General features: G+C 61.4%; 16 protein-coding genes and 1 riboswitch. Of the genes, 11 read left to right on the forward strand and 5 right to left on the reverse strand.

Translation table 11 applies throughout. From position 1 onward, the window contains the following. The 3 genes from PHAMO_RS07870 (at window position 1) to PHAMO_RS07880 (ending at window position 4,644) form a co-directional block, all read left to right on the forward strand. Entirely contained in the window at window positions 1–897 is an 897-nt protein-coding gene (locus PHAMO_RS07870; RefSeq protein WP_002728153.1) for a hydroxymethylglutaryl-CoA lyase, read from the forward strand. Window positions 898–966: 69 nt separating this feature from the next. Next, window positions 967–2,661: an AMP-binding protein gene (locus PHAMO_RS07875; protein ID WP_002728155.1), complete on the forward strand. Its 1,695-nt coding sequence runs from the start codon at window positions 967–969 to the stop codon at window positions 2,659–2,661. 30 nt (window positions 2,662–2,691) lie between these two features. Then, the gene (locus PHAMO_RS07880; RefSeq protein WP_002728157.1) at window positions 2,692–4,644 is read left to right on the forward strand and encodes an acetoacetate--CoA ligase; all 1,953 of its coding nucleotides are present in this window, start codon (window positions 2,692–2,694) and stop codon (window positions 4,642–4,644) included. Between the two features lie 11 nt (window positions 4,645–4,655). Here PHAMO_RS07880 and PHAMO_RS07885 read toward each other — a convergent pair whose 3' ends face one another. From PHAMO_RS07885 to adh, 4 genes are all read right to left on the reverse strand, one after another. Further along, on the reverse strand, window positions 4,656–5,066 hold the full coding sequence (locus PHAMO_RS07885) for a YbaN family protein (RefSeq protein WP_002728160.1): 411 nt from the start codon (window positions 5,064–5,066) through the stop codon (window positions 4,656–4,658). A 222-nt stretch (window positions 5,067–5,288) separates the two neighbouring features. Beyond that, the gene (cobW, locus tag PHAMO_RS07890; RefSeq protein WP_002728162.1) at window positions 5,289–6,296 is read right to left on the reverse strand and encodes a cobalamin biosynthesis protein CobW; all 1,008 of its coding nucleotides are present in this window, start codon (window positions 6,294–6,296) and stop codon (window positions 5,289–5,291) included. A gap of 100 nt (window positions 6,297–6,396) precedes the next feature. Beyond that, a riboswitch (cobalamin riboswitch) is annotated at window positions 6,397–6,611 on the reverse strand. Between the two features lie 152 nt (window positions 6,612–6,763). Further along, the gene (gene yiaY / locus PHAMO_RS07895) at window positions 6,764–7,915 is read right to left on the reverse strand and encodes an L-threonine dehydrogenase (protein WP_002728163.1); all 1,152 of its coding nucleotides are present in this window, start codon (window positions 7,913–7,915) and stop codon (window positions 6,764–6,766) included. A gap of 42 nt (window positions 7,916–7,957) precedes the next feature. Then, window positions 7,958–9,478 carry an aldehyde dehydrogenase gene (gene adh / locus PHAMO_RS07900; protein ID WP_002728165.1) on the reverse strand — a complete coding sequence of 507 codons (1,521 nt, stop codon included), beginning with the start codon at window positions 9,476–9,478 and terminating at the stop codon, window positions 7,958–7,960. A gap of 555 nt (window positions 9,479–10,033) precedes the next feature. Between adh and PHAMO_RS07905 the strand changes: the two genes are divergently transcribed. The 8 genes from PHAMO_RS07905 (at window position 10,034) to PHAMO_RS07940 (ending at window position 19,823) form a co-directional block, all read left to right on the forward strand. Further along, window positions 10,034–11,668 carry a sigma-54-dependent Fis family transcriptional regulator gene (locus tag PHAMO_RS07905; RefSeq protein WP_456085331.1) on the forward strand — a complete coding sequence of 545 codons (1,635 nt, stop codon included), beginning with the start codon at window positions 10,034–10,036 and terminating at the stop codon, window positions 11,666–11,668. Window positions 11,669–12,056: 388 nt separating this feature from the next. Further along, window positions 12,057–13,466, forward strand: a complete 1,410-nt coding sequence (locus PHAMO_RS07910) for a diguanylate cyclase (RefSeq protein ID WP_002728170.1) — start codon at window positions 12,057–12,059, stop codon at window positions 13,464–13,466. A gap of 187 nt (window positions 13,467–13,653) precedes the next feature. Further along, entirely contained in the window at window positions 13,654–15,375 is a 1,722-nt protein-coding gene (locus PHAMO_RS07915) for a carbamoyltransferase C-terminal domain-containing protein (protein WP_040566453.1), read from the forward strand. A 58-nt stretch (window positions 15,376–15,433) separates the two neighbouring features. After that, entirely contained in the window at window positions 15,434–15,808 is a 375-nt protein-coding gene (locus PHAMO_RS07920; protein WP_002728173.1) for a YccF domain-containing protein, read from the forward strand. 427 nt (window positions 15,809–16,235) lie between these two features. Continuing rightward, complete coding sequence (locus PHAMO_RS07925; RefSeq protein WP_002728175.1) at window positions 16,236–17,468, forward strand: acyl-CoA dehydrogenase family protein; 1,233 nt, start codon at window positions 16,236–16,238, stop codon at window positions 17,466–17,468. Between the two features lie 11 nt (window positions 17,469–17,479). Continuing rightward, a complete protein-coding gene (locus PHAMO_RS07930; RefSeq protein ID WP_002728177.1) occupies window positions 17,480–18,178 on the forward strand; it encodes a histidine phosphatase family protein in 699 nt (232 codons plus the stop codon). 14 nt (window positions 18,179–18,192) lie between these two features. Continuing rightward, the gene (locus PHAMO_RS07935; protein ID WP_002728179.1) at window positions 18,193–18,969 is read left to right on the forward strand and encodes an SDR family oxidoreductase; all 777 of its coding nucleotides are present in this window, start codon (window positions 18,193–18,195) and stop codon (window positions 18,967–18,969) included. A gap of 20 nt (window positions 18,970–18,989) precedes the next feature. Further along, the gene (locus PHAMO_RS07940; RefSeq protein ID WP_002728181.1) at window positions 18,990–19,823 is read left to right on the forward strand and encodes an SDR family NAD(P)-dependent oxidoreductase; all 834 of its coding nucleotides are present in this window, start codon (window positions 18,990–18,992) and stop codon (window positions 19,821–19,823) included. Here PHAMO_RS07940 and PHAMO_RS07945 read toward each other — a convergent pair. After that, a complete protein-coding gene (locus tag PHAMO_RS07945; protein WP_002728183.1) occupies window positions 19,811–20,752 on the reverse strand; it encodes a LysR family transcriptional regulator in 942 nt (313 codons plus the stop codon). The genes PHAMO_RS07940 and PHAMO_RS07945 overlap by 13 nt on opposite strands. Between the last annotated feature and the right edge of the window lie 138 nt (window positions 20,753–20,890).

Genomic DNA, 20,890 nt, shown 5'->3' on the forward strand with positions numbered 1-20,890 from the left:
ATGGCCCGCCCCGCTCGTGTCCGGCTGATCGAGGTCGGTCCGCGTGACGGACTTCAGAACGAGCCGGTTCCGATCCCGGTCGAAACCAAGCTGGCGCTGGTCGAGCGTCTGGCTGCCGCCGGGCTGCCGGTCGTCGAGGCCGGATCGTTTGTGTCAGCCCGTCGGGTGCCGCAGATGGCCGGGTCAGCCGAACTCTATCGCCGTTTGAAACGACGGCCCGGCACCGCTTATCCGGCTCTGGTTCCCAACCTTCAGGGACTGGCGGCGGCGCTGGATGCGGGGGTGACCGAAGCGGCGTTGTTCATCTCGGCTTCGGAAGGCTTTAGCCAACGCAATATCGCCTGCTCGATGGCGGAAAGTCTTGTCCGTCTCGCTCCGGTCGCCGGGGAAGCCGCAAACCACCGCGTGCGGCTGCGTGGCTATGTTTCCTGTGTCCTTGGCTGCCCTTACGACGGCGCGGTCGCGCCCGAAACGGTGGCGGAGATGGCCGAGCGTCTGCTTGATCTCGGCTGCGATGAGGTCTCGTTGGGCGATACGATCGGGATTGGCACCGCCGATGGTGTTCGCCGCCTGCTTGAGGCGGTCGCTCGGCGTATCCCGCGCGAGCGGATCGCGATGCATTTCCACGATACGTATGGCCAGGGTGTCGCCAACGTCCTGACCAGCTTGGACGAGGGGATCGCCGCGTTCGACTGCTCGGTCGCCGGTCTGGGCGGATGTCCCTTCGCTGCTGGGGCTACCGGCAACGTGGCGACCGAAGACGTTTTGTACCTGCTGGACGGGTTGGGCATCGAGACCGGAATCGATCTTCGGAGCGTCGCCGAAACCGGAGCCTGGATTAGCGCCCAGCTTGGACGCGATGTTGCGTCCAGGGCCGGGCGGGCGCTGCTGAGTTAACGACGAGTGACGTTCAGAGCGGGGATCAACCCTGCCTGAAAACCGAAATCAACGCTTTGGGAGGCGGACATGGAAGAAAACACTCTTAGTTACGTCCACGGAGCCAATGAAACCGCGCTGCTTTCCGACACGATCGGGGCGCAACTCGATCGAACTGCGGCCCGGTTTCCCGATCGCGAAGCCCTGGTGGTCGTTCACCAAGACGTGCGTTGGAGCTATGACCGGCTGCGGCGGGAGAGCGATGCTTTTGCCGCCGGTCTGATCGCGCTGGGGCTGAAGCCTGGCGACCGTATCGGCATCTGGTCACAAAACAATGTTGAGTGGGTGGTGACCCAGTTCGCTACGGCCAAGGCCGGGCTGATCCTGGTCAACATCAACCCGGCTTATCGCCTGCACGAACTGGAATTCGCGGTCAATAAGGTGGGGTGCGCCGCGCTGATCCTGTCTCCTGTTTTCAAACAAAGCGACTATATCGGGATGATGCGGACCCTGGCTCCCGAGTTGGAGACCTGTCGTCCGGGGGCGTTGCGTTCGGTTCGGCTCCCTGAACTGCGCGTGGTGATTCGAATGGGGGAGGAGAAGACCCCCGGAATGCTCAACTTCGCCGAAATTCCGGGCTTGGCCGACGAAACTCACCGCACCCGGCTTATCGAAATCGGCCGGACCCTGCAATTCGACGATCCGATCAACATACAATTCACCAGCGGTACCACCGGGCGGCCCAAGGGCGCGACCCTGACCCATCATAATATCCTCAATAACGGATATTTCGTCGCCGAGGGAATTCGTGTCACTGAGGTTGACCGGATGTGTATCCCAGTGCCGTTCTATCATTGCTTCGGGATGGTGATGGGCAATCTTGGTGCGATTACACATGGTGCCTGCATGGTGATTCCGGGCGAGGGATTCGACGCCGAGCGGGTTCTTCAGACGGTCCAGCAAGAGCGTTGTACTTCGCTTTACGGCGTGCCGACGATGTTCGTCGCCTTATTGAACCATCCGGATTTCAACCGTTACGATGTGTCTTCGCTGCGCACCGGCATCATGGCCGGCTCGCCGTGCCCGATCGAGGTGATGCGTCAGGTGATGGATCGGCTGCACATGCCTCAGATCACCATCGCGTATGGAATGACCGAGACCAGTCCGGTCAGCTTTCAATGCGCGGTCGATGATTCGGTCGATCGCCGGGTTTCGACCGTCGGGCGTATCCATCCTCATGTCGAGGCGAAGGTCGTCGATCCGCAGGGGCGGATCGTGCCGCGCGGCGTTTCGGGCGAGCTTCTGGCACGAGGCTATTCAGTGATGCGGGGCTATTGGGGCGAGGAGGATCTGACTCGTCAGGCGATCGACAGCGGTCGGTGGATGCATACCGGCGATCTGGCGGTGATCGATGCGGAAGGCTATTGCAACATCGTCGGGCGGATCAAGGACATGGTGATCCGCGGCGGCGAGAACATCTATCCGCGTGAGGTCGAGGAGTTCCTTTATCGTCACCCGAAAATCCGCGACATCCAGGTGTTTGGCATTCCAGATCGGCAGTATGGCGAGCAATTGTGCGCCTGGGTCGTGCTGAAGGACGACGAGGATATGACCGAGGCGGATCTGATCTCGTTCTGCGTCGGTGAGATCGCCCATTACAAAATTCCTAAGGTAATTCGCTTTGTCGAGGCGTTCCCGATGACCGCGACGGGCAAAATCCAGAAGTTTGTGATGCGCAAGATGATGATCGAGGAATTGCAGATCGAAGAACTGCAAACCGCCTGATCTCCTCGACGCCAACAGGGAACGAACGCCATGTCGGATGTGCTTTGGCAGCCTTCTCCAGACCGCAAGGCGGCGGCTCTGGTCACTTCCTTCATCGAACGGGTCAACCGTACCCATGACCTTCGCCTCGACGGCATGGCGTCGTTGTGGCGATGGTCAGTGGACGAGTCCGCCGCTTTCTGGCGCGAGGTCTGGGCTGACGGCGATATTGTCGGTGATGGTCCCGGCGAGGTGATCGTGACCGATCCCGATCAGATGCCGGGAGCGCGCTGGTTCCCTCAGGCACGGCTTAATTATGCCGAAAACTGCCTGCGTCGCGATGACGAAGGCGATGCTCTGGTCTTCTGGGGCGAGGATAAGGTCAAGCGTCGCTTGTCCTGGCGCGACCTGAACCGCCTGGTCGCCCGGTTGGCGGCGGCGATGCGTGCGATGGGAATCGGTGTTGGCGACCGCGTTGCCGGGTTGATGCCTAACCTGCCGGAGAGCATCGCTGCGATGCTGGCGGCAGCCAGTATCGGCGCGGTGTGGTCGTCGGCCTCGCCTGATTTTGGCGTAGCCGGGGTGCTGGACCGTTTCGGTCAGATCGAACCCAAGTTGCTGATTTCGGTCGATGGCTATTGGTACAACGGCAAGGCGCACGACATCCGGCCCAAGCTGCGTGACATCCTGGCCGGTCTGCCCAGCGCTGGACGACTGGTCGTGGTGCCCTATCTGGAGGAGACGCCGGATCTGGCCGGTCTTCCCGGTGCCGTCTTGCTGGCCGATTTCCTTGCCCCGCATGATGAGGATCGTCCCACGTTCCTCCGTCTGCCGTTCGATCATCCGCTGATGGTGATGTTTTCGTCCGGGACGACCGGAGCGCCCAAATGCATCTTGCATGGAGCGGGGGGGACGCTGATCCAGCATCTGAAGGAACATCGGTTGCATGGCGACGTTCACCCCGGCGACCGGCTGTTCTATTTCACCACCTGCGGTTGGATGATGTGGAATTGGCTGGCTTCCGGTCTGGCGGCAGGGGCAACCCTGCTGCTGTATGACGGAGCGCCGATGCTGAAGGACGGCGCGATCTTGTTCGATTATGCCGAGGCCGAAGCCGCGACGTTCTTCGGGACTTCAGCCAAATGGATTGATTCGATTGCCAAGGCGGGGCTGCGGCCGGTCGAGATTTACGCCCTGGCGGCGTTGCGCACGATTGCCTCGACCGGATCGGTTCTGGCTCCCGAAAGCTTCGATTACGTCTATGACGCGATCAAGCCGGACGTTTGCCTGTCGTCGATCTCGGGCGGGACGGATATCGTTTCGTGCTTCATGCTGGGAGATCCGACAGGCCCGGTTCGGCGCGGGGAAATCCAGACTCGCGGTCTTGGGATGCGGGTCGAAGTGTTCGATCCCGCGGGAACGCCAGTGCGGGGGCGAACCGGAGAACTGGTCTGTACGCGCGCTTTTCCCTCGATGCCGCTGGGGTTTTGGAACGATCCGGGCGGTAAGCGGTTCCGTGCCGCCTATTTCACCCGCTTTCCAGGGGTGTGGACCCATGGCGATTGGGTTGAACTGACCGAGAGCGACGGAATCGTCGTGCATGGGCGCTCCGACGCGACCCTTAATCCTGGCGGCGTTCGGATCGGAACCGCAGAGATTTATCGGCAGGTCGAGACGATCCCCGAAGTGGTTGAGGCCTTGGTGATCGGCCAGGATTGGCATAACGATGTGCGGGTTGTGCTGTTTGTCCGTCTGCGCGACGGGTTAAGCCTGGAGCCATCCCTGACCGAACGAATCAAGGCTCGTATCCGTGACAACACCACGCCGCGTCATGTTCCCGCCAAAGTGATCCAGGTCGGCGACATTCCGCGCACCCGCTCGGGTAAGATTGTCGAACTGGCGGTGCGCGATGTTGTTCACGACCGCCCGGTCGAGAATCGCGAGGCTCTGGCCAATCCCGAAGCGTTGGCCCAATACGCCGGACGGTTCGAGTTGCAGGGATAGGCTCGAAGAATCTATGGGCGGGTGCCGTCAGGAAGCCGGTGCGGTCGCGACAGAATGTAGCCCGCCCCGATCAGGCAGACGACCCCCATCGACGCCACGGCGATCGGTGGGGCCTGCGTGAAGAAACTGACATAGATCATGCTGATGCTCATCGCGCTGACCGCGACGATCTTCGCCGACAGGGGGATTATCTTGTGCCGTTCCCAGCGTTGGAGCGGTGGCCCGAAAACACGGTGATTGAACAGCCAGTGATGGAAGCGGCGCGACGAACGGGCGAAGCACCACAGTGCCAGCAGCATGAACGGAGTGGTCGGCAGCACCGGCAGGAAAACCCCCAGTACGCCGAGACCGAAAAAGATCCAGCCGAATCCCAGAAGGGCAAGACGTTTGATCCCGGTCGCCTCGTGTTCCTGATCCGTCATTGCCGTTTTCTCCGCTATCCGATCAACCGTATAGCACGGCTAGGGGGGGAGACATTCAGCACATAATCGTGTCCCTTCGGGCTGCGGAGAAGATCGTGGTCTGGTTCGTCGAAAATCTCGATCGGTGCGCTGCACCGTTCATCGCTTTTCTCCTGCCATCCCGCAATTTTCTCCAGCAGTGCGTTTTATGCGGTGACTGTCCCCCCCTCTGATCGTCGCGGGTTATCCGCGGATCGCGGCGGCGATCGCAGCCCGGTCGAGTCCCTTGCCTCCGATGACCACAACCTGCCCGGCATGGGCTTCGCCGGGGCGCCACGGACGGTCGAACCAGCGGTCGATCCTGGCCCCCACCGCCTGAACCACGGCACGGGCAGGTTTATCCTGAACGGCAAGAAAGCCCTTGAGCCGCAGGATATCATGGGTGGCGATGGCGGATGAAATACGCTTAATCAGGGCGTCGGGGTCGGCGATTTCGGGCAGATCGACGGCAAAACTTTCGAAATCGTCATGGCTGTGGTCGGTTGCGCTGTCATGCAGGCTGGGGCGGGTGTCGAGATCGTCCTCGGCGGCGGCGTCCAACCCTACGACCACAACAGGATCGACGATGCTGTGGCGGGTGGGGATCACCTTGACACCGGGGCGCAGCTTGCTCTCGATGCGGCGGCGCGCCTTTTCCAGGGCGATGTCATCGACCAGATCCGTTTTGTTGAGGAGCACCATGTCGGCGCACAGCAACTGGTCGTCGAACACCTCTTCCAGTGGGTTGTCATGGTCGGGGCGGGCCATCTGTTCGGGAGTGCTGGTGAAGCGTCCCGCCGCTGTCGCCTCGGCGTCCACCACGGCGACGACGCCGTTGACGGTAACGCGCGAGCGGATTTCGGGCCAGTGGAACGCTTTGACCAGCGGTTTGGGCAGAGCCAGACCAGACGTTTCGATCAGGATGTGATCGGGCGGCAGATCGCGTTCGATCAGCGCTTGCATTACCGGCAAGAACTCGTCGGCGACGGTACAGCACAGGCAGCCGTTGGCCAGTTCGATAATGTCGTCCTTGCCGCATCCTTCGATGTCGCAGGTGGTCAGCATATCGCCGTCGATACCGACATCGCCGAATTCATTGACGATCAGAGCCAGGCGCTGGCCCCGGTTGTTTTCGAGAAGATGGCGGACCAGGGTGGACTTTCCTGCACCAAGAAAGCCGGTGATGACAGTGGCAGGAATCTTGCGGGTCATGCAGGGGCGTGCCTTTCCGGTATCTGACAAGGACGGGGAAGGGTGCCTCTGGCGGAGGGCAGGACTCCGCAAGCGGCCCGCCGGGACACCCCGCCCGTGGACGTTTCATCGTGTTACGGCAGGTCTCCTGGCTTGCGGGTCAAGGCTTCCGTCCTGTCTTCCCGATACCCCAAGGGCATCAGTGACGCGGGTGGACGGCGGCTCTCCGCTGACAGTTGCGGGGGCAGCACCGGACTGGTCGCCAGGGCGACGCACCGGTTTCCCTCTTAGCCCCAGATTTTGATGATCTGGGGAACCGTAATACCAAATACCGTATCCCTGGAGGATCGGCCGAGTCAAGCCTCGGACACCCGCCCCGGAGCCAAGGGAAAGCGGCTCCGGGGCGGCGGCCAAGCGCGTTGAGGCAGGGGAGAAATACGGCGGCTCAATCCTTCATTGAGCCGCCGATGCAAAGATAGCCGTTGATGTTATGCGGCGGCGCGGAAGATTGATTCGATTTCCGCCTGACTGGCCCGGCGCGGGTTGGTCAGGCCGCAGGCGTCCTTCAGTGCGTTGGCGGCCAGGGTCGGAATGTCCGTATCCTTGACGCCCAGTTGGGTCAAACCGGACGGAATGCCGATATCGTTCGATAACCGCCGGATCGCGGCGATACAGGCATCGGCACCCTGACGATCCGACATGCCCAGGGTATCGACTCCCAGGGCGTGGGCGACGTCCTTGAGCCGGGCGGCGGCGATGTCGGCGTTGAACTCTTCGACGTGGGGCAACAGCACCGCGTTGCAGACTCCGTGCGGCAGGTCGTAGAAGCCGCCCAGTTGATGCGCCATGGCGTGGACAAAGCCCAGGGAGGCGTTGTTGAACGCCATTCCGGCCATGAAGCCGGCATAGGCCATCGCTTCGCGTGCCGCCAGATTGTTCCCCTCGGCGACAGCGGTGCGCAGGTTCCCCGCGATGATCGACACCGCCTTCAGGGCGCAGGCATCGGTGATCGGGGTGGCGGCGACCGAGACATAAGCTTCGACCGCATGGGTCAGGGCGTCCATCCCGGTGGCGGCGGTCAACATCGGCGGCTTGCCCAGCATCAACTCCGGGTCGTTGACCGACAGGAGCGGGGTGACGTTGCGATCGACAATCGCCATCTTCACCAATCGTTTTTCGTCGGTGATGATGCAAAAGCGGGTCATTTCGCTGGCGGTGCCCGCCGTGGTGTTGATCGCGATCAGCGGCAATTGCGGCGTGGCCGATTTATCGACCCCCTCGTAATCGCGGATGCTGCCGCCGTTGGTGGCGGTCAGGGCGATGCCCTTGGCGCAATCGTGCGACGACCCGCCACCCAGCGAGATCACGCAATCGCACTTTTCCTGTTTCAGCAGCGCCAGCCCGGTTTCGACATTGCCGACGGTGGGATTGGGCTGTGCACCGGGGAAGATGGCGCTGAACACGCCTTCCGCAGCCAGCATCGCCCCCAGTTTGTCGGCGACTCCCAGGCTGTGCAGAACCGAATCGGTGACGATCAGCGCCCGTTCGAAGCCATAGCGGCGCACATTGGCGACGGCGTTGGAAAGGCAACCGGCGCCCATCATGTTGAGCGAGGGGATGAAGAACGTGGTCTCGGTCATGGGGTGCTCCAATCTTGTCCGTAGCGAAGGGGAAGGTGACGATTAGAAGAAGCCCAGGGCCTTGGGGCTGTAGCTGACCAGCAGGTTTTTGGTCTGCTGATAGTGATCCAGCATCATGTGATGGTTCTCGCGGCCGATTCCCGATTGCTTGTAACCGCCAAAGGCGGCGTGGGCCGGGTAGAGGTGATAGCAGTTGGTCCACACCCGCCCGGCCTTGATGCCGCGACCGAAGCGGAAGGCGCGGTTGCCGTCACGGGTCCACAGTCCCGATCCCAGTCCGTAGAGGGTGTCGTTGGCGAGGTGCAGGGCGTCGGCCTCGTCCTTGAACGTGGTCACGGCGACGACAGGACCGAAGATCTCTTCCTGGAAGATCCGCATCCGGTTGTGGCCTTTGAACACGGTCGGCTGGATGTAGTAGCCGTTGGTCAGGTCGCCGCCCAAGGCCGCCCGGCTTCCCCCGGCCAGCACCTCGGCACCTTCGGCGCGGCCGATATCGAGATAAGACAGGATCTTGTCCATCTGCTCGGTCGAAGCCTGCGCGCCGATCATCGTCTCGGTATCGAGCGGGCTGCCCTGTCGGATCTTGGCAACGCGGGCGAGGGCGCGTTCCATGAAGCGGTCGTAAAGCGTTTCCTGGATCAGGGCGCGGGAGGGGCAGGTGCAGATCTCGCCCTGGTTCAGGGCGAACATCACGAACCCTTCGATCGCCTTGTCGAGGAACTCGTCGTCGGCGGCGGCGATGTCGTCGAAAAAGACGTTGGGAGACTTGCCCCCCAGTTCCAGCGTCACCGGGATCAGGTTCTGACTAGCATATTGCATGATCAGCCGGCCGGTGGTGGTCTCGCCGGTAAAGGCGATCTTGGCGATCCGGTTGCTCGACGCCAGCGGCTTGCCCGCTTCCAACCCAAAGCCATTGACGATGTTGACGATTCCGGGCGGCAGCAGGTCGGCGATCAGTTCGATCAGTACCAGGATGCCGATCGGGGTCTGCTCGGCGGGTTTCAGAACCACGCAATTCCCGGCGGCCAGAGCCGGGGCCAGCTTCCACGTCGCCATCAGGATCGGGAAGTTCCACGGGATGATCTGACCGACGACTCCCAGCGGCTCGTTGAAGTGATAGGCGATGGTGGTTTCGTCCAGTTCGGACAGACTGCCTTCCTGGGCACGGATGCAGGCGGCGAAATAGCGGAAATGATCGATTGCCAGAGGAATGTCGGCGGCCAGGGTCTCGCGGATCGGCTTGCCGTTATCGACCGTTTCGGCATAGGCCAGCTTTTCCAGATTGGCTTCCATCCGGTCGGCGATCCGCAGCAGCAGATTCGAACGGTCGGTGGCGCTGGTGCGGCCCCAGCTCTCGGCGGCGGCGTGGGCGGCGTCGAGCGCCAATGCGACGTCTTCTTCGCTTGACCGTGCCGCCTGACAGAACACCTTGCCGGTGATCGGGGTAACGTTGTCGAAATAGAGTCCTTTGACCGGAGGCGTCCAGGCGCCACCGATGAAATTGTCATAGCGCGATTTGAACTCGACAGGAGCACCGGGCGCACCGGGCGCGGGGTAAAGCATCGAGATCCTCCCTTGGTTGTTTGGCGTTCCGCTTGGGGCGGTCGCGGGAGGATACAAAGCATGTGGCGTGCCAATTTATTATCTTATTGAAATAAAACGATATTAATGGGTCTCCGCGCGGCGGTGACCTGTGCCGTTCCGGGACAGTGTGGCAAAATGGAACAAGGGAATGGACCGTCGATCTTTTTCTTGCGTTGAGGCGTGTCCCGCGATGACACTGGAGGCAATAGAGAGGGTGCCGCCATCAGGCAGGATGCCCCACGGAGGAGACACGTCATGGATAACCTCAGGAGCCAGCCGGACTCCGCGTTGCATCACGCTCGGCATATGCTTGATAGCGGCACGCTTCCACCCGCCGGGATGATCAATCCCACCGTCGCCCAATCCTGGCAGCGCTGTCTGGGGGCCGGATTGCAACCCTTCTCCCGTCACGCAGGGGCCGACCCTGTTTCTGAATCGTGCCTCGCCCTCGCGCTCGAACGACGGCGCGATCTGGTGCTGCGTGCTCGTCCGGTGATGGATTATCTGTACGCTCAGACTCAGGGCGCAGGCAGTATGGTGATCCTGGCCGACGATAACGGGGTGGTGATCGAAGCTCTGGGCGATGCCGATTTCCTGGAACGCGCCGACAGGGTGGCGTTGCGGGCGGGGGCGTCGTGGCACGAGGACCATCGCGGCACCAACGCGATCGGGACTGCCCTGGCCGAATCCGCTCCGGTGGTGGTTCATGGCGGCGAGCATTTCTTCGAGCAGAATCGCTTTCTTTCCTGTACCGCCGTGCCGGTGGTCGGGCCGGGAGGAGATGTGCTCGGCATCCTCGACATTTCCGCTCACCATAGCGGCCACCACCCGCATTCCGTCGCTCTGGTCCGCACTGCCGGGCATATGATTGAGAATCAGTTGTTCGAGGCCCGTCACGACGGCGCGTTGCGCCTGCACCTGCATTCCCGTGCCGAGGGATTGGGGACTCTGGCCGAAGGGCTGGTCGCGTTGTCGGAGACGGGGCAGATCGTCGGGGCCAATCGGGCCGGTCTGGCCTTGCTTGGGCTGGATGTGGGCGATATCGGCCGGGTACGGATCGAAGAGGCGCTGTCCCTGCGCCTCGCCGCCATCCAGGACCATGGACGCCGCCGACCGGGCGGGATGGTATCGGCGGTCGGGGCCGATGGACGAAGCCTGTTCGTGCGAATCGAGCCGGGGCGGGGGGCGGTGCCGCGTCCCAATCGTCCCGCGCCGTTTCAGCCGGTCCGCGACGCCTTGTCTGAACTCGATACCGGCGACGAGCGGATGGCGCGGGCCGTCGATCGCGCCCGCAAAGTGGCCGGAAAGCCGATTCCGCTTCTGTTGCAGGGTGAATCCGGCGTCGGCAAGGAGATGTTCGCCGCCGCTATCCATGCCGCCGGGCCGCGCCGCAGCCAGCCTATCGTCGCGGTCAATTGCAGCGCCTTGCCCGAACATATGATCGAGGCCGAATTGTTCGGCTATGCGCCCGGCGCATTTACCGGCGCCCGGAGGGACGGTTCGCCCGGACGGATTCGCGAGGCGCATGGCGGCACCCTGTTCCTGGACGAAATCGGCGACATGCCGTTGACGTTGCAAACCCGTTTGTTGCGGGTGTTGCAGGAACGTCAGGTGGTGCCGTTGGGCGGAGGCAAGCCGACTTCGGTCGATTTCGCTCTGATCGCGGCCAGCCACCGGCCGCTAAAGACGGAAGTCGAGGCCGGACGGTTCCGCGCCGACCTCTATTACAGGCTGAACGGACTCACCCTGGTCCTTCCTCCTCTGCGCGAGAGGAGCGATTTTTTAGTCCTGGTTGCCCGGATGCTCGACACCTTCGCCCCGAATGCCGGGCTGACGCTTGCTCCCGATGTCGCCGATGCTTTTGCCACCTACCGTTGGCCCGGCAATCTGCGTGAACTGGCCAACGTGCTGCGTTTCGCCTGCGCTCTGCTCGATCCCGGGGAGGATGCGGTCGGCTGGGACCATCTGCCCGAAGATTTCGTCGAGGATCTGCGCTGTCCCTCGGTTGCTCCCGTGGGGGGCGAGATCGGGACGGCGACATTGCGGGCGGCATCGGATTCTCTGATCGAGCGGATGCTCGTGGCCAGCGGCGGCAATCTGTCCGAAGCTGCCCGCCGTCTNGGGATCAGCCGCAATACTCTCTATCGCCGCATCAATGGGCGGCGATAAGCGATTCTTTATAAGCCGGTGACAGTTGCTGGCTTGGGGAGGGACGTCCAGGTCGGTCGTGGCGGCAGCGGTGCTGCTGCCCGACTCGACACCGAGCTATAATGCCGTGTCTCTTTAGGCTTGTGATCTTAGCGTGATGTATGATGGACCTCTCGTCCAAGGCAAGCATCTATTGCTACACTTAAAGGCTCATGGGTCTTATATCAGAGAACGCTGAAGATCATATTTCTGAAAAGTACCCCCTGGGGGAAGCTGTTGCCGCGATCGGGGCAGTGGGATATGTTAATTATTCTGATCGATTGTAACCGCGTGTGCCGTCTTTTACCCGCTGGTGGATAGGCGGGAATCTCCCGAACAATTCCCCGATCCACTGCTTTCCGATGGGCGAGTGAGACAGTTCCGGACCAGTCTTAGGAATGCGGTCGCGGTATCGGTGCTTTTGGCCCTGATCGCGATGCCTTCGCTTGTGCTGTCGGCGGATCTGACCGGGGCCGAACAGAAATATTTGGCCGACAACGCTCCATTCACCGTCTGTGTCGATCCCGACTGGGCACCTTACGAGATCATCAACAGCGAAGGGGCGCATGTCGGTATCGGCGCCGATCTGTTGCGTCTGGCGGCAAGCCGGGCCGGGGTTGCCCTGAAACTGGTCGTCACCAAGACGTGGGAGGAAAGCGTTGCCGCCTCGAAGGAGGGACGGTGCCAAATCCTCAACTTCCTGAATCAGTCACCGACGCGTGATGCTTGGCTGATTTTTACCGATCCGCTGTTCCTCGACCGCAATGTGATCGTGACCCGTGAAGAGCATCCCTATATCGAGAACCTTAGCGATGTTTCCAACGAGGTTCTGGTTCTGCCGGCAGGAACCTCGACCGAGGAACGGGTTCGGCGTGATTTCACCAATCTGAAGGTGGTCACGGCCAGCAGCGAAGCCGAAGCCTTTGGGATGGTGTCGCAAAAGAAGGCGGCGATGACGATGCGCTCAATGCTCGTTGCCGTCTATACCATCAAGGAAGACGGCTGGTTCAATCTGAAGATCTCGGGGCAGGTTCCTGGCTATGAGAACAAGCTGAGGATCGGCGTGGCGAAGGATCACGTCATGCTCCGCGACATTCTGAACAAGGGGGTGCGCGATATCACGGCGGCGGAGCGGGACGAGATCGCCAATCGCCATGTTTCGATCCGGGTTCAGTCCGGCGTCGATTACGATTTGATTTTCAAGATCGTCGCTCTGTTGGGCGCGGTGATCCTCACCAGCGGCTTTTGGCTGATCAAGCTGCGGGCGCTGAACAAGCGGCTTCTGGCTTTGTCGCAGACCGATGCCCTGACCGGCTTGGCCAATCGGGCCAGTCTGAACGAACGCCTTCAGGCCGAGGCCGAGCGGTTCCGTCGCTATGCCCGCCCATTTTCGATTGTTCTGCTCGATATCGATTTCTTCAAGCAGGTGAATGACGATTTCGGCCATCTGATCGGCGACAAGGTGTTGATCGCCTTTGCCAATATCGCCCGTAAGACCGCACGGACCCAAGATGTTGTCGGCCGCTGGGGTGGCGAGGAATTCCTGATCCTGTGTCCCGAAACTGATCTGGAGCAAGCGCGGGTGCTGGCCGAGCGGATCGGGCAGGAGGCGCGTGAGCATGGCTTCGATACCGGTCGCTGCCATACGGTCAGTGCCGGGGTTGCCGCTCTGATGGCGGGCGAAAGCCCGGACGGCTTGCTCAACCGTGCCGACGAGGCGCTTTATCAGGCCAAGCACGAAGGCCGCGACCGGGTTGTCGTCTCGAAATATCTGTTCTAAATCAAGACGGGAAAAGGCAACGATCCGCGCCATATTTCGATCTGCGACAAGATTGATTTCCTGGTGTCTGCAATGCGGCTGGCGAGAATTCGGCTTTTGCAATCACCCTATTTTCGGATGACATAGGATCGCTTTTTGTGCCAGAAGGTGGCACTTGGCGTGCTTTGAGACGGATGAAAAGACGGCGATGACGTGTATCCTTTCGATCCATTGCGGAATCCATGACTCGGCCGCAGCTCTGCTGGACGGCTATCGTGTTGTCGCCGCGATTCAGAAAGAGCGCCTGAGCCGGATCAAGAAAGAGGGCGGAGCGCCCCGCGACTGCGTTGCCGAGGTGCTGTCGATCGGCGGAGTTCAGCCTTCCGACGTCGATGTCGTCGTGTTCAGCCGGTGCGAATTTCCCCGCGCGTTCTATAAGACGGACCTGTTCCGGCGTTGGCGCGACACGATCCAGGGCCGTTCGGGGACTCGCGATCTGTCTACGGTGCTGGCCAAGGCGGGTCTTCTCGATCCCGCTCAGGTGCTCGACATCGCCAAAGTCCTTGAATTTTATGGCATTCCCGCCGGGACGAAGGTGTTTTTCGCCAATCATCACGCCGCGCACGCTTTGCCGTCGCTGTTCTTCACCGATTGGGACGATGCGCTGCTTTATACCGCCGATGGTGCGGGCGATAATGTTAATTACAGCCATCGCGTGTTCAAAGATGGGCGTCTGACCACCCTGTTCGGCGATGATCGCTGGCTGCACCGGGCCTATCGGATCGACAGTCTGGCGCGGGCCTATGCCAACGTGACCGAGGCGCTGGGGTTCCGCCCGCTGCACCATGAGGGCAAGGTTACCGGGCTTGCCGCCTATGGCAAGCCGACGATCAGCAAGGATTTCGCCGCTCATTTCTCGATGGATGAGAACGGCCTTTTCACCAGCGATTTCCCCAATGGCGGGGCCATGCGCGAGGCGTTCATGGCTCTGTGCGAAGGCCAGTCGCGCGAGGACGCTTCCGCCTCGATCCAGACCTTCGTCGAAGAGGCGATTGTGGGGTCGGTTTCGAAGCTGTTGGAGCGCGAGAAGGTCAGCCGTCTGGGGCTGGCCGGTGGGCTGTTCGCCAACGTCAAACTGAACCAGCGGCTGGCCGAAACTTGCGGGTTGAAGGAAGTGTTCATCGTCCCGCCGATGGGGGACGAGGGGCTGGTGATCGGTGGTGCCCTCCAATTCCTGCTGGAGCGCGATGGTTTCGGTGTCTGGCTGACCCGGCGCTACCGTCTGGGCGATGTCTATTGGGGGCGGGCTTTCGCTGGGGTCACCGGATCGCGATTCCGTGAGTTCAGCAGCCGCATTCACCGCCTTGATGGCGCTCCGGTTCCGGTCGCCGCGCATCTGTTGGCGGAAGGCAAGGCGGTTGCCATCGTTTCGCAGCGGATGGAGTTCGGCCCGCGTGCGCTTGGTGCCCGTACCATCATGGCCTCGCCGTTGCGCCGCGACATCAACGATTCCCTAAACACCCGGCTGGACCGCAGCGAGTTTATGCCGTTCGCTCCCGTGATCGCCGAAGAGGACGCCCGGACGGTCTTCGACGTTACTGACGTCAATGCCTATGCCTGCCGCTTCATGACGATCACCTGTAACGTCAAGCCGGATTGGCGCGACCGTATTCCGGCCGTCGTTCATGTTGACAACACGGCGCGGCCCCAGGTCATCCGCCGTGCCGACAATCCGCTTTATTATGACATCCTGGCCGATTTCAAGGCTGAAACCGGGCTTCCTGCCGCCGTTAACACCAGCTTTAATGTGCACGAAGAGCCGATCATCAATACGCCGGAAGAGGCCGCTCGCGCCCTGGTTGATAATCGCATCGATTATCTGGTTACCGATGACGGTGTGTATGGGGTGGAGCCTGCTGTCGCGGAATAAACGTCTCTCCTGAGCAGTATCGGTTTATGATCATTCCCGACACGGGAGGAGGAACGGTGTGTCTCTGATCCTGAACATACTGTGGCTGTTTTTTGGCGGTTTGCCGATGGCATTCGGCTGGCTGATCGCCGCCGCGATCATGGCCATTACCATCGTCGGCTTGCCCTGGACCCCGGCGGCGCTGCGACTGGCTGGGTATACCCTTTTGCCATTCGGGCAGACCGTGATCGAAGCCCCAGACGCGGGGGCCCTTTCTACAGTCGGCAATATCGTGTGGTTCGTGCTGGCAGGTTGGTGGCTGGCTCTCGGCCACCTCATTCTTGCCGTTGGACTGGCGATCTCCATTATCGGCATTCCGTTCGCGTGGGCGCATCTTAAACTCGCCCGCCTTAGCCTGACTCCGGTCGGCAAGATCATCCTTCCCGTCTCCTGACGGCCCTTCGGGCCTAACCAAGCTGCGATGAGTTTCACTCAGTGCAGCTTGGTATCAGGATTCAGCGCGACGACCCTCCGCAGAATTACCTTCGCCTGAAGCGGGCGAAGAACAGAGAGTCTCGGTCTCATCCGTGTTCTCTCCATTAGCGCCTCCATTTATGCACAAAACTAATTTTAAAAAATCCAGACAATTCATTGGATTGATTGGCTGGGGTGGATTACCTCTGATTGCTGAGGGACGCCCCTCTCTGTGTTGGGAGAATACAAGATAGTTATTTTCTGAATAAGCCGATGAATAGGCTGTTGTTTGATTTGTCGTATTATTTGGTTATTTCCGGTGTCTTCGAGGGGAAGACTCCAACTTGGGCCGGGCAGCATTGCCGCTTGGCCCACTTTTTTTGACATGGAAGTAAGGGGGTTGCGCGATGGACCAGGGGCCGATGTTCGATGAACTGACACCGCGAAGCCGGGATTTGTGCCGCCGCGTCAACGACTTTCTATCCGAGCATTATTACCCGCGCGAAGCCGAGCTGTTTGCCCAGGTCGGCCAGGGGACGACTCGGTGGAAGCCGCTTCCATTACTGGAAGAGTTGAAGGGCAGGGCGAAAGCAGCCGGATTGTGGAATCTGTTCCTGGCCGAAAGCGAGTACGGTGCCGGTCTGCTCAATCTCGAATACGCGCCGCTGGCCGAGATCATGGGCCGCAGTCACTTCGCTTCGGAAGTATTCAACTGCTCCGCTCCCGATAGCGGCAATATGGAAGTTCTGGTTCGCTACGGTACTCCCGAGCAGAAAACGCGCTGGCTGGAGCCGTTGCTGGCGGGCGAGATTCGAAGCGGTTTCGCGATGACCGAGGCGGCGGTCGCCAGTTCCGACGCCACCAACATCTGCACCGACATCCGCCGTGATGGCGATCAGTACGTCATTAACGGCACCAAGTGGTGGACCAGCGGAGCCAATGACACCCGCTGTAAGATTCTGATTGTGATGGGCAAGACCGACGCCGCCAATCCGAACCGCCACCTTCAGCAATCGATGATCCTGGTGCCGATCGATACCCCTGGCGTCACGGTGAAGCGTTGGGTTCCCGTATTTGGCTATGACGACGCCCCTCATGGCCACGCCGAAATCCGGTTTCGCGATGTGCGGGTTCCGGCCGACAGCATCCTGCTGGGGGAAGGGCGTGGTTTCGAGATCGCCCAGGGCCGTCTGGGGCCGGGGCGGATCCATCATTGCATGCGGGCCATCGGCGCGGCGGAGCGGGCGCTGGAACTGATGTGCCGGCGCTTGTTGTCGCGGGTCGCGTTCGGCAAGCCGCTGGCGGTTCAGTCGGTGTGGCACGAGCGGATCGCCGAGTGCCGCGCGATGATCGATCAGGCCCGCCTGCTGACTTACAAGGCCGCCCATATGATGGATACGGTCGGCAACAAGGCCGCCCGTAAGGAAATCGCCTTGATCAAGGTGGTGGCTCCCAATGTCGCCTGTACCGTGATCGATTGGGCGATTCAGGCCCATGGCGGCGCCGGTGTCAGCGACGACGTTCCCCTGGCCTGGATGTACGCTTGTGCCCGTACCTTACGCATCGCCGATGGCCCGGACGAGGTTCACCGTGCCCAGGTCGCGAAGCTTGAACTGCGCAAATACATGGCTCCGGCCTGATCGGAGCCGCGATGGGGCAGGTCTATTTGGTCCGCCATGGTCAGGCATCGTTCGGCAGCCGTGATTATGACCGGCTGTCCCCCTTGGGCGAGGAGCAGGGGCGGATGCTCGGACGCTGGTTCTCGGAGGCCGATATCGTCTGCGATCGGGTGGTGACCGGGGGGTTGCGCCGTCACCTTCAGACCGCCGAGGCGTTCCTGGCGGTCCAGCCCCATCCCACCGTTCCAGTGTCGCAGGATAGCGGCTTCGACGAGTTCGATTTTCTCGACGTACTGCGCTGTTATCGTCCCGATCTTGCCTCTCATGACAGTATCCGTGGCTTTCTTGCCGCCAGTGACGATCCTCGCCGCGCGTTCCAGACGGTATTTTCCGCGGCTGTTCTGCGCTGGGCCGAAGGGGGGCACGATTCCAATTATCGCGAAAGCTGGGGGGTGTTTCGCGACCGCTGCATTGCGGCCTTTCGCCGTCAGGTCGAGACGGCGGCACCGTCTGGCAGCACGATTATCTTCACCTCGGGCGGTCCGATCGCGGCGATCTGCCAGCATCTGCTCGGTCTGTCCAACGCCGTCACCGTCAGTCTCAACAATATTCTGGTCAATAGCGGCGTGACCAGGGTTGTTCATGACCGCCAACGCGCCAGTCTGCTTTACCTCAACAACTTCGCCCATCTCGAAGCGGCGGGCGACAAAAGCAAGATCACCAACCGATAGGGAAGGCCAAGATCATGTCCGCGTCTATACCCGCCCTCTTCGACCTGACCGGCAAGGTGGCGTTGATTACCGGAGCCAGCCGGGGCATCGGAGCCTCGATTGCCCGCACCCTCGCTGCCTTTGGGGCTCACGCAATCGTCTCAAGTCGCAAGCAGGAGGAGTGTGAGACCGTCGCCGCCGCGATCCGCGACGCGGGTGGAAGTGCCGAGGCCCTGGCCTGCCATATCGGCGAGATGGAGCAGATCGAGGCGGCGTTCGGTCGGATCGCCGAACGTCATGGGAGGCTCGATATCCTGGTCAATAACGCGGCAACCAATCCCTATTTCGGGCCGTTGGTCGAAACCGATCTGACCGCTTTTCAGAAGACGGTGGATGTCAATATCCGGGGCTACTTCTTCATGTCGGCGCGGGGGATGAAGCTGATCGCCGCCGGGGGCGGGGGCAGTATCGTCAATGTCGCCTCGGTCAATGGTGTCCGACCGGCGCCTCAGCAGGGACTCTATTCGATGACCAAGGCGGCGGTGATTTCGCTGACCCATGCGTTCGCCCTTGAAGGAGGGCCGATGAGGGTGCGGGTCAATGCGCTGCTGCCCGGCCTGACCGACACGAAATTCGCTTCGGCCCTGACCGGCAACCCCAAGATTCTCGCGGGTGTGACGCAGCGCTTGCCGTTGGGTCGTGCCGCTCAACCGGACGAAATGGCCGGAGCGGTTCTCTATCTGGTGTCGCCGTCCGCCAGCTACACCACGGGCACATGTCTGACCGTCGATGGCGGTTATCTCGTCTCCTGAGACTCGAAGGAATCCGAACGATGGAACTGCAAGGAAAGACCGCCATCATTACCGGTGCCGCCAGCGGATTCGGCCGCGAGTTCGCCGTGCTGTGCGCCGCCGAGGGGATGAATCTGGTGCTTGCCGATCTCGACGTGGCAGGGCTGGCCGTGACCAGCGATCTGGTCGCCGAAACCGGGGTCGGGATTTTGGTGGTTCCCACCAACGTCGCCAAGCCCGAGCAGGTCGAGGCGCTGGCCGAGTGCACCTGGGAACGGTTCGGCGGTGGCCATCTGCTGTTCAACAATGCCGGTGTTGCCGCCGCCGGTCCGGTCTGGTCCGCCACCCTGGAAGATTGGAAGTGGGTTCTCGACGTCAACCTGATGGGGGTGGTTCACGGCATCCGCAGCTTCGTGCCTCGGATGATCGCGCAGGGAGGTCCGGCTCATATCGTCAACACCGCCTCGGTGGCTGGGTTGATGTCGCCGCCGGGGATGAGCGTCTATTGCGTGAGCAAGCACGCAGTGGTGACGCTGTCGGAATGTCTGTACCACGATTTGCGGCTGGCCGGGACCTCGATTGGCGTGTCGGTCCTGTGTCCTGGTTTCGTCAAAACCGGCATTGCCGAGTCCCATCGCAACCGTCCCGCCGAACTGCGGGCAACCAATCCGCAGGCTCCGATCTATGGCGAGAAAATCCGTCAGATCATTGAGGCCAGCTCGATCACCGCCCGTGATATCGCCGAACAGACGATTGCGGCGGTGGTCGATGACCGATTCTATATCATCACTCATCCCGAGAGCGATTCCGGGGTGTCGGCCCGTCTGGCCGGTATCTTGGAGCGTGCCGCGCCGAAAATGCCTCAGATCGCCTGAGATGCGGTGGATGTCGGCTGATCGCTGAAAATGTCGGTCAGCCGTCCCCGCAGCCATAACGAGGCGGGATCTTCATCCATGTTCGCGTGCCAGTACATCACGGCGTCAAGGTCGGGAATCTTCAACGGCAGCGGCAGCAGAAGGTTGTCGAAGGCGAGGTTGGCGACCTGCGCATAGCGGCCCGGCATCGTCAGTAACAGATCGGTCTGGCTGACGACCCGGCAGGCGGCGAAATAATGCTGGCAGCGCAGTTTGACCTCACGGCGCAGGCCCAGCCGGTTCAGTTCGAAATCCTCGATTCCCGGTCCCTTGCGGCGCGATGAGACCATGACATGTCCCTGGGCGAGGAAACTGTCGAGGCTAAGATTGCCTGCGGCAATATGCGGGTGGCCGCGCCGTGCCACCACGGTCAGCGGGTCGCGGACTACCCGCAACTGGTTGATTTCGTCGCCGACGGGGAAGGGGATGTCCATGGCCAGATCGATTGATCCCCTCCGCAATTCGGCTTCGATCTCGGTCCGGTCGGTTCGAACGCTGTGGATCGCGATCAGCGACCCGGTTTTTTCCAATTGCTCCATCAGGGGGGGCAGGACGCTCGATTCAAACACGTCCCGCAGCGCCAGCCGGAACACCCGCCGGTCGGCGGCCGGGTCGAAGGTCCGCTCCTCCGTCAGCGATCCCAGCGACTGCAACGCGGTGCGGACCGGCGTGATGATCTGACGGGCCAACGGGGTCGGGACCATTGCGGCGCCTTGACGCACAAATAGCTGATCCTGGAAGACGTCGCGCAGCCGGGCGAGGGCGTGGCTGACCGCGGGTTGGGTCAGATTGAGCTTCTGGCTGGCGCGGGTGATGTTGCCTTCCTCGAAGATCGCACTGAGAACCACCAACAGATTCAGGTCGTAACGGCGATAATGCGGGATGCTCATATTGCACCATGAAGTACATTCAATTGATTCATTTCCAGCAAACCGTAACCTGTAGCAATCCAGTCAGCAAGGGATGTCAAAAAATCCCGGCGGATCTGGCTCGGTCAATTGCCCCGAGCGGCATAAGGCTGAGAAAGA

Origin of the sequence: Magnetospirillum molischianum DSM 120 (assembly GCF_000294655.1) — a bacterium.
In the GTDB taxonomy this organism is placed as follows: Bacteria; Pseudomonadota; Alphaproteobacteria; order Rhodospirillales; family Magnetospirillaceae; genus Phaeospirillum; species Phaeospirillum molischianum.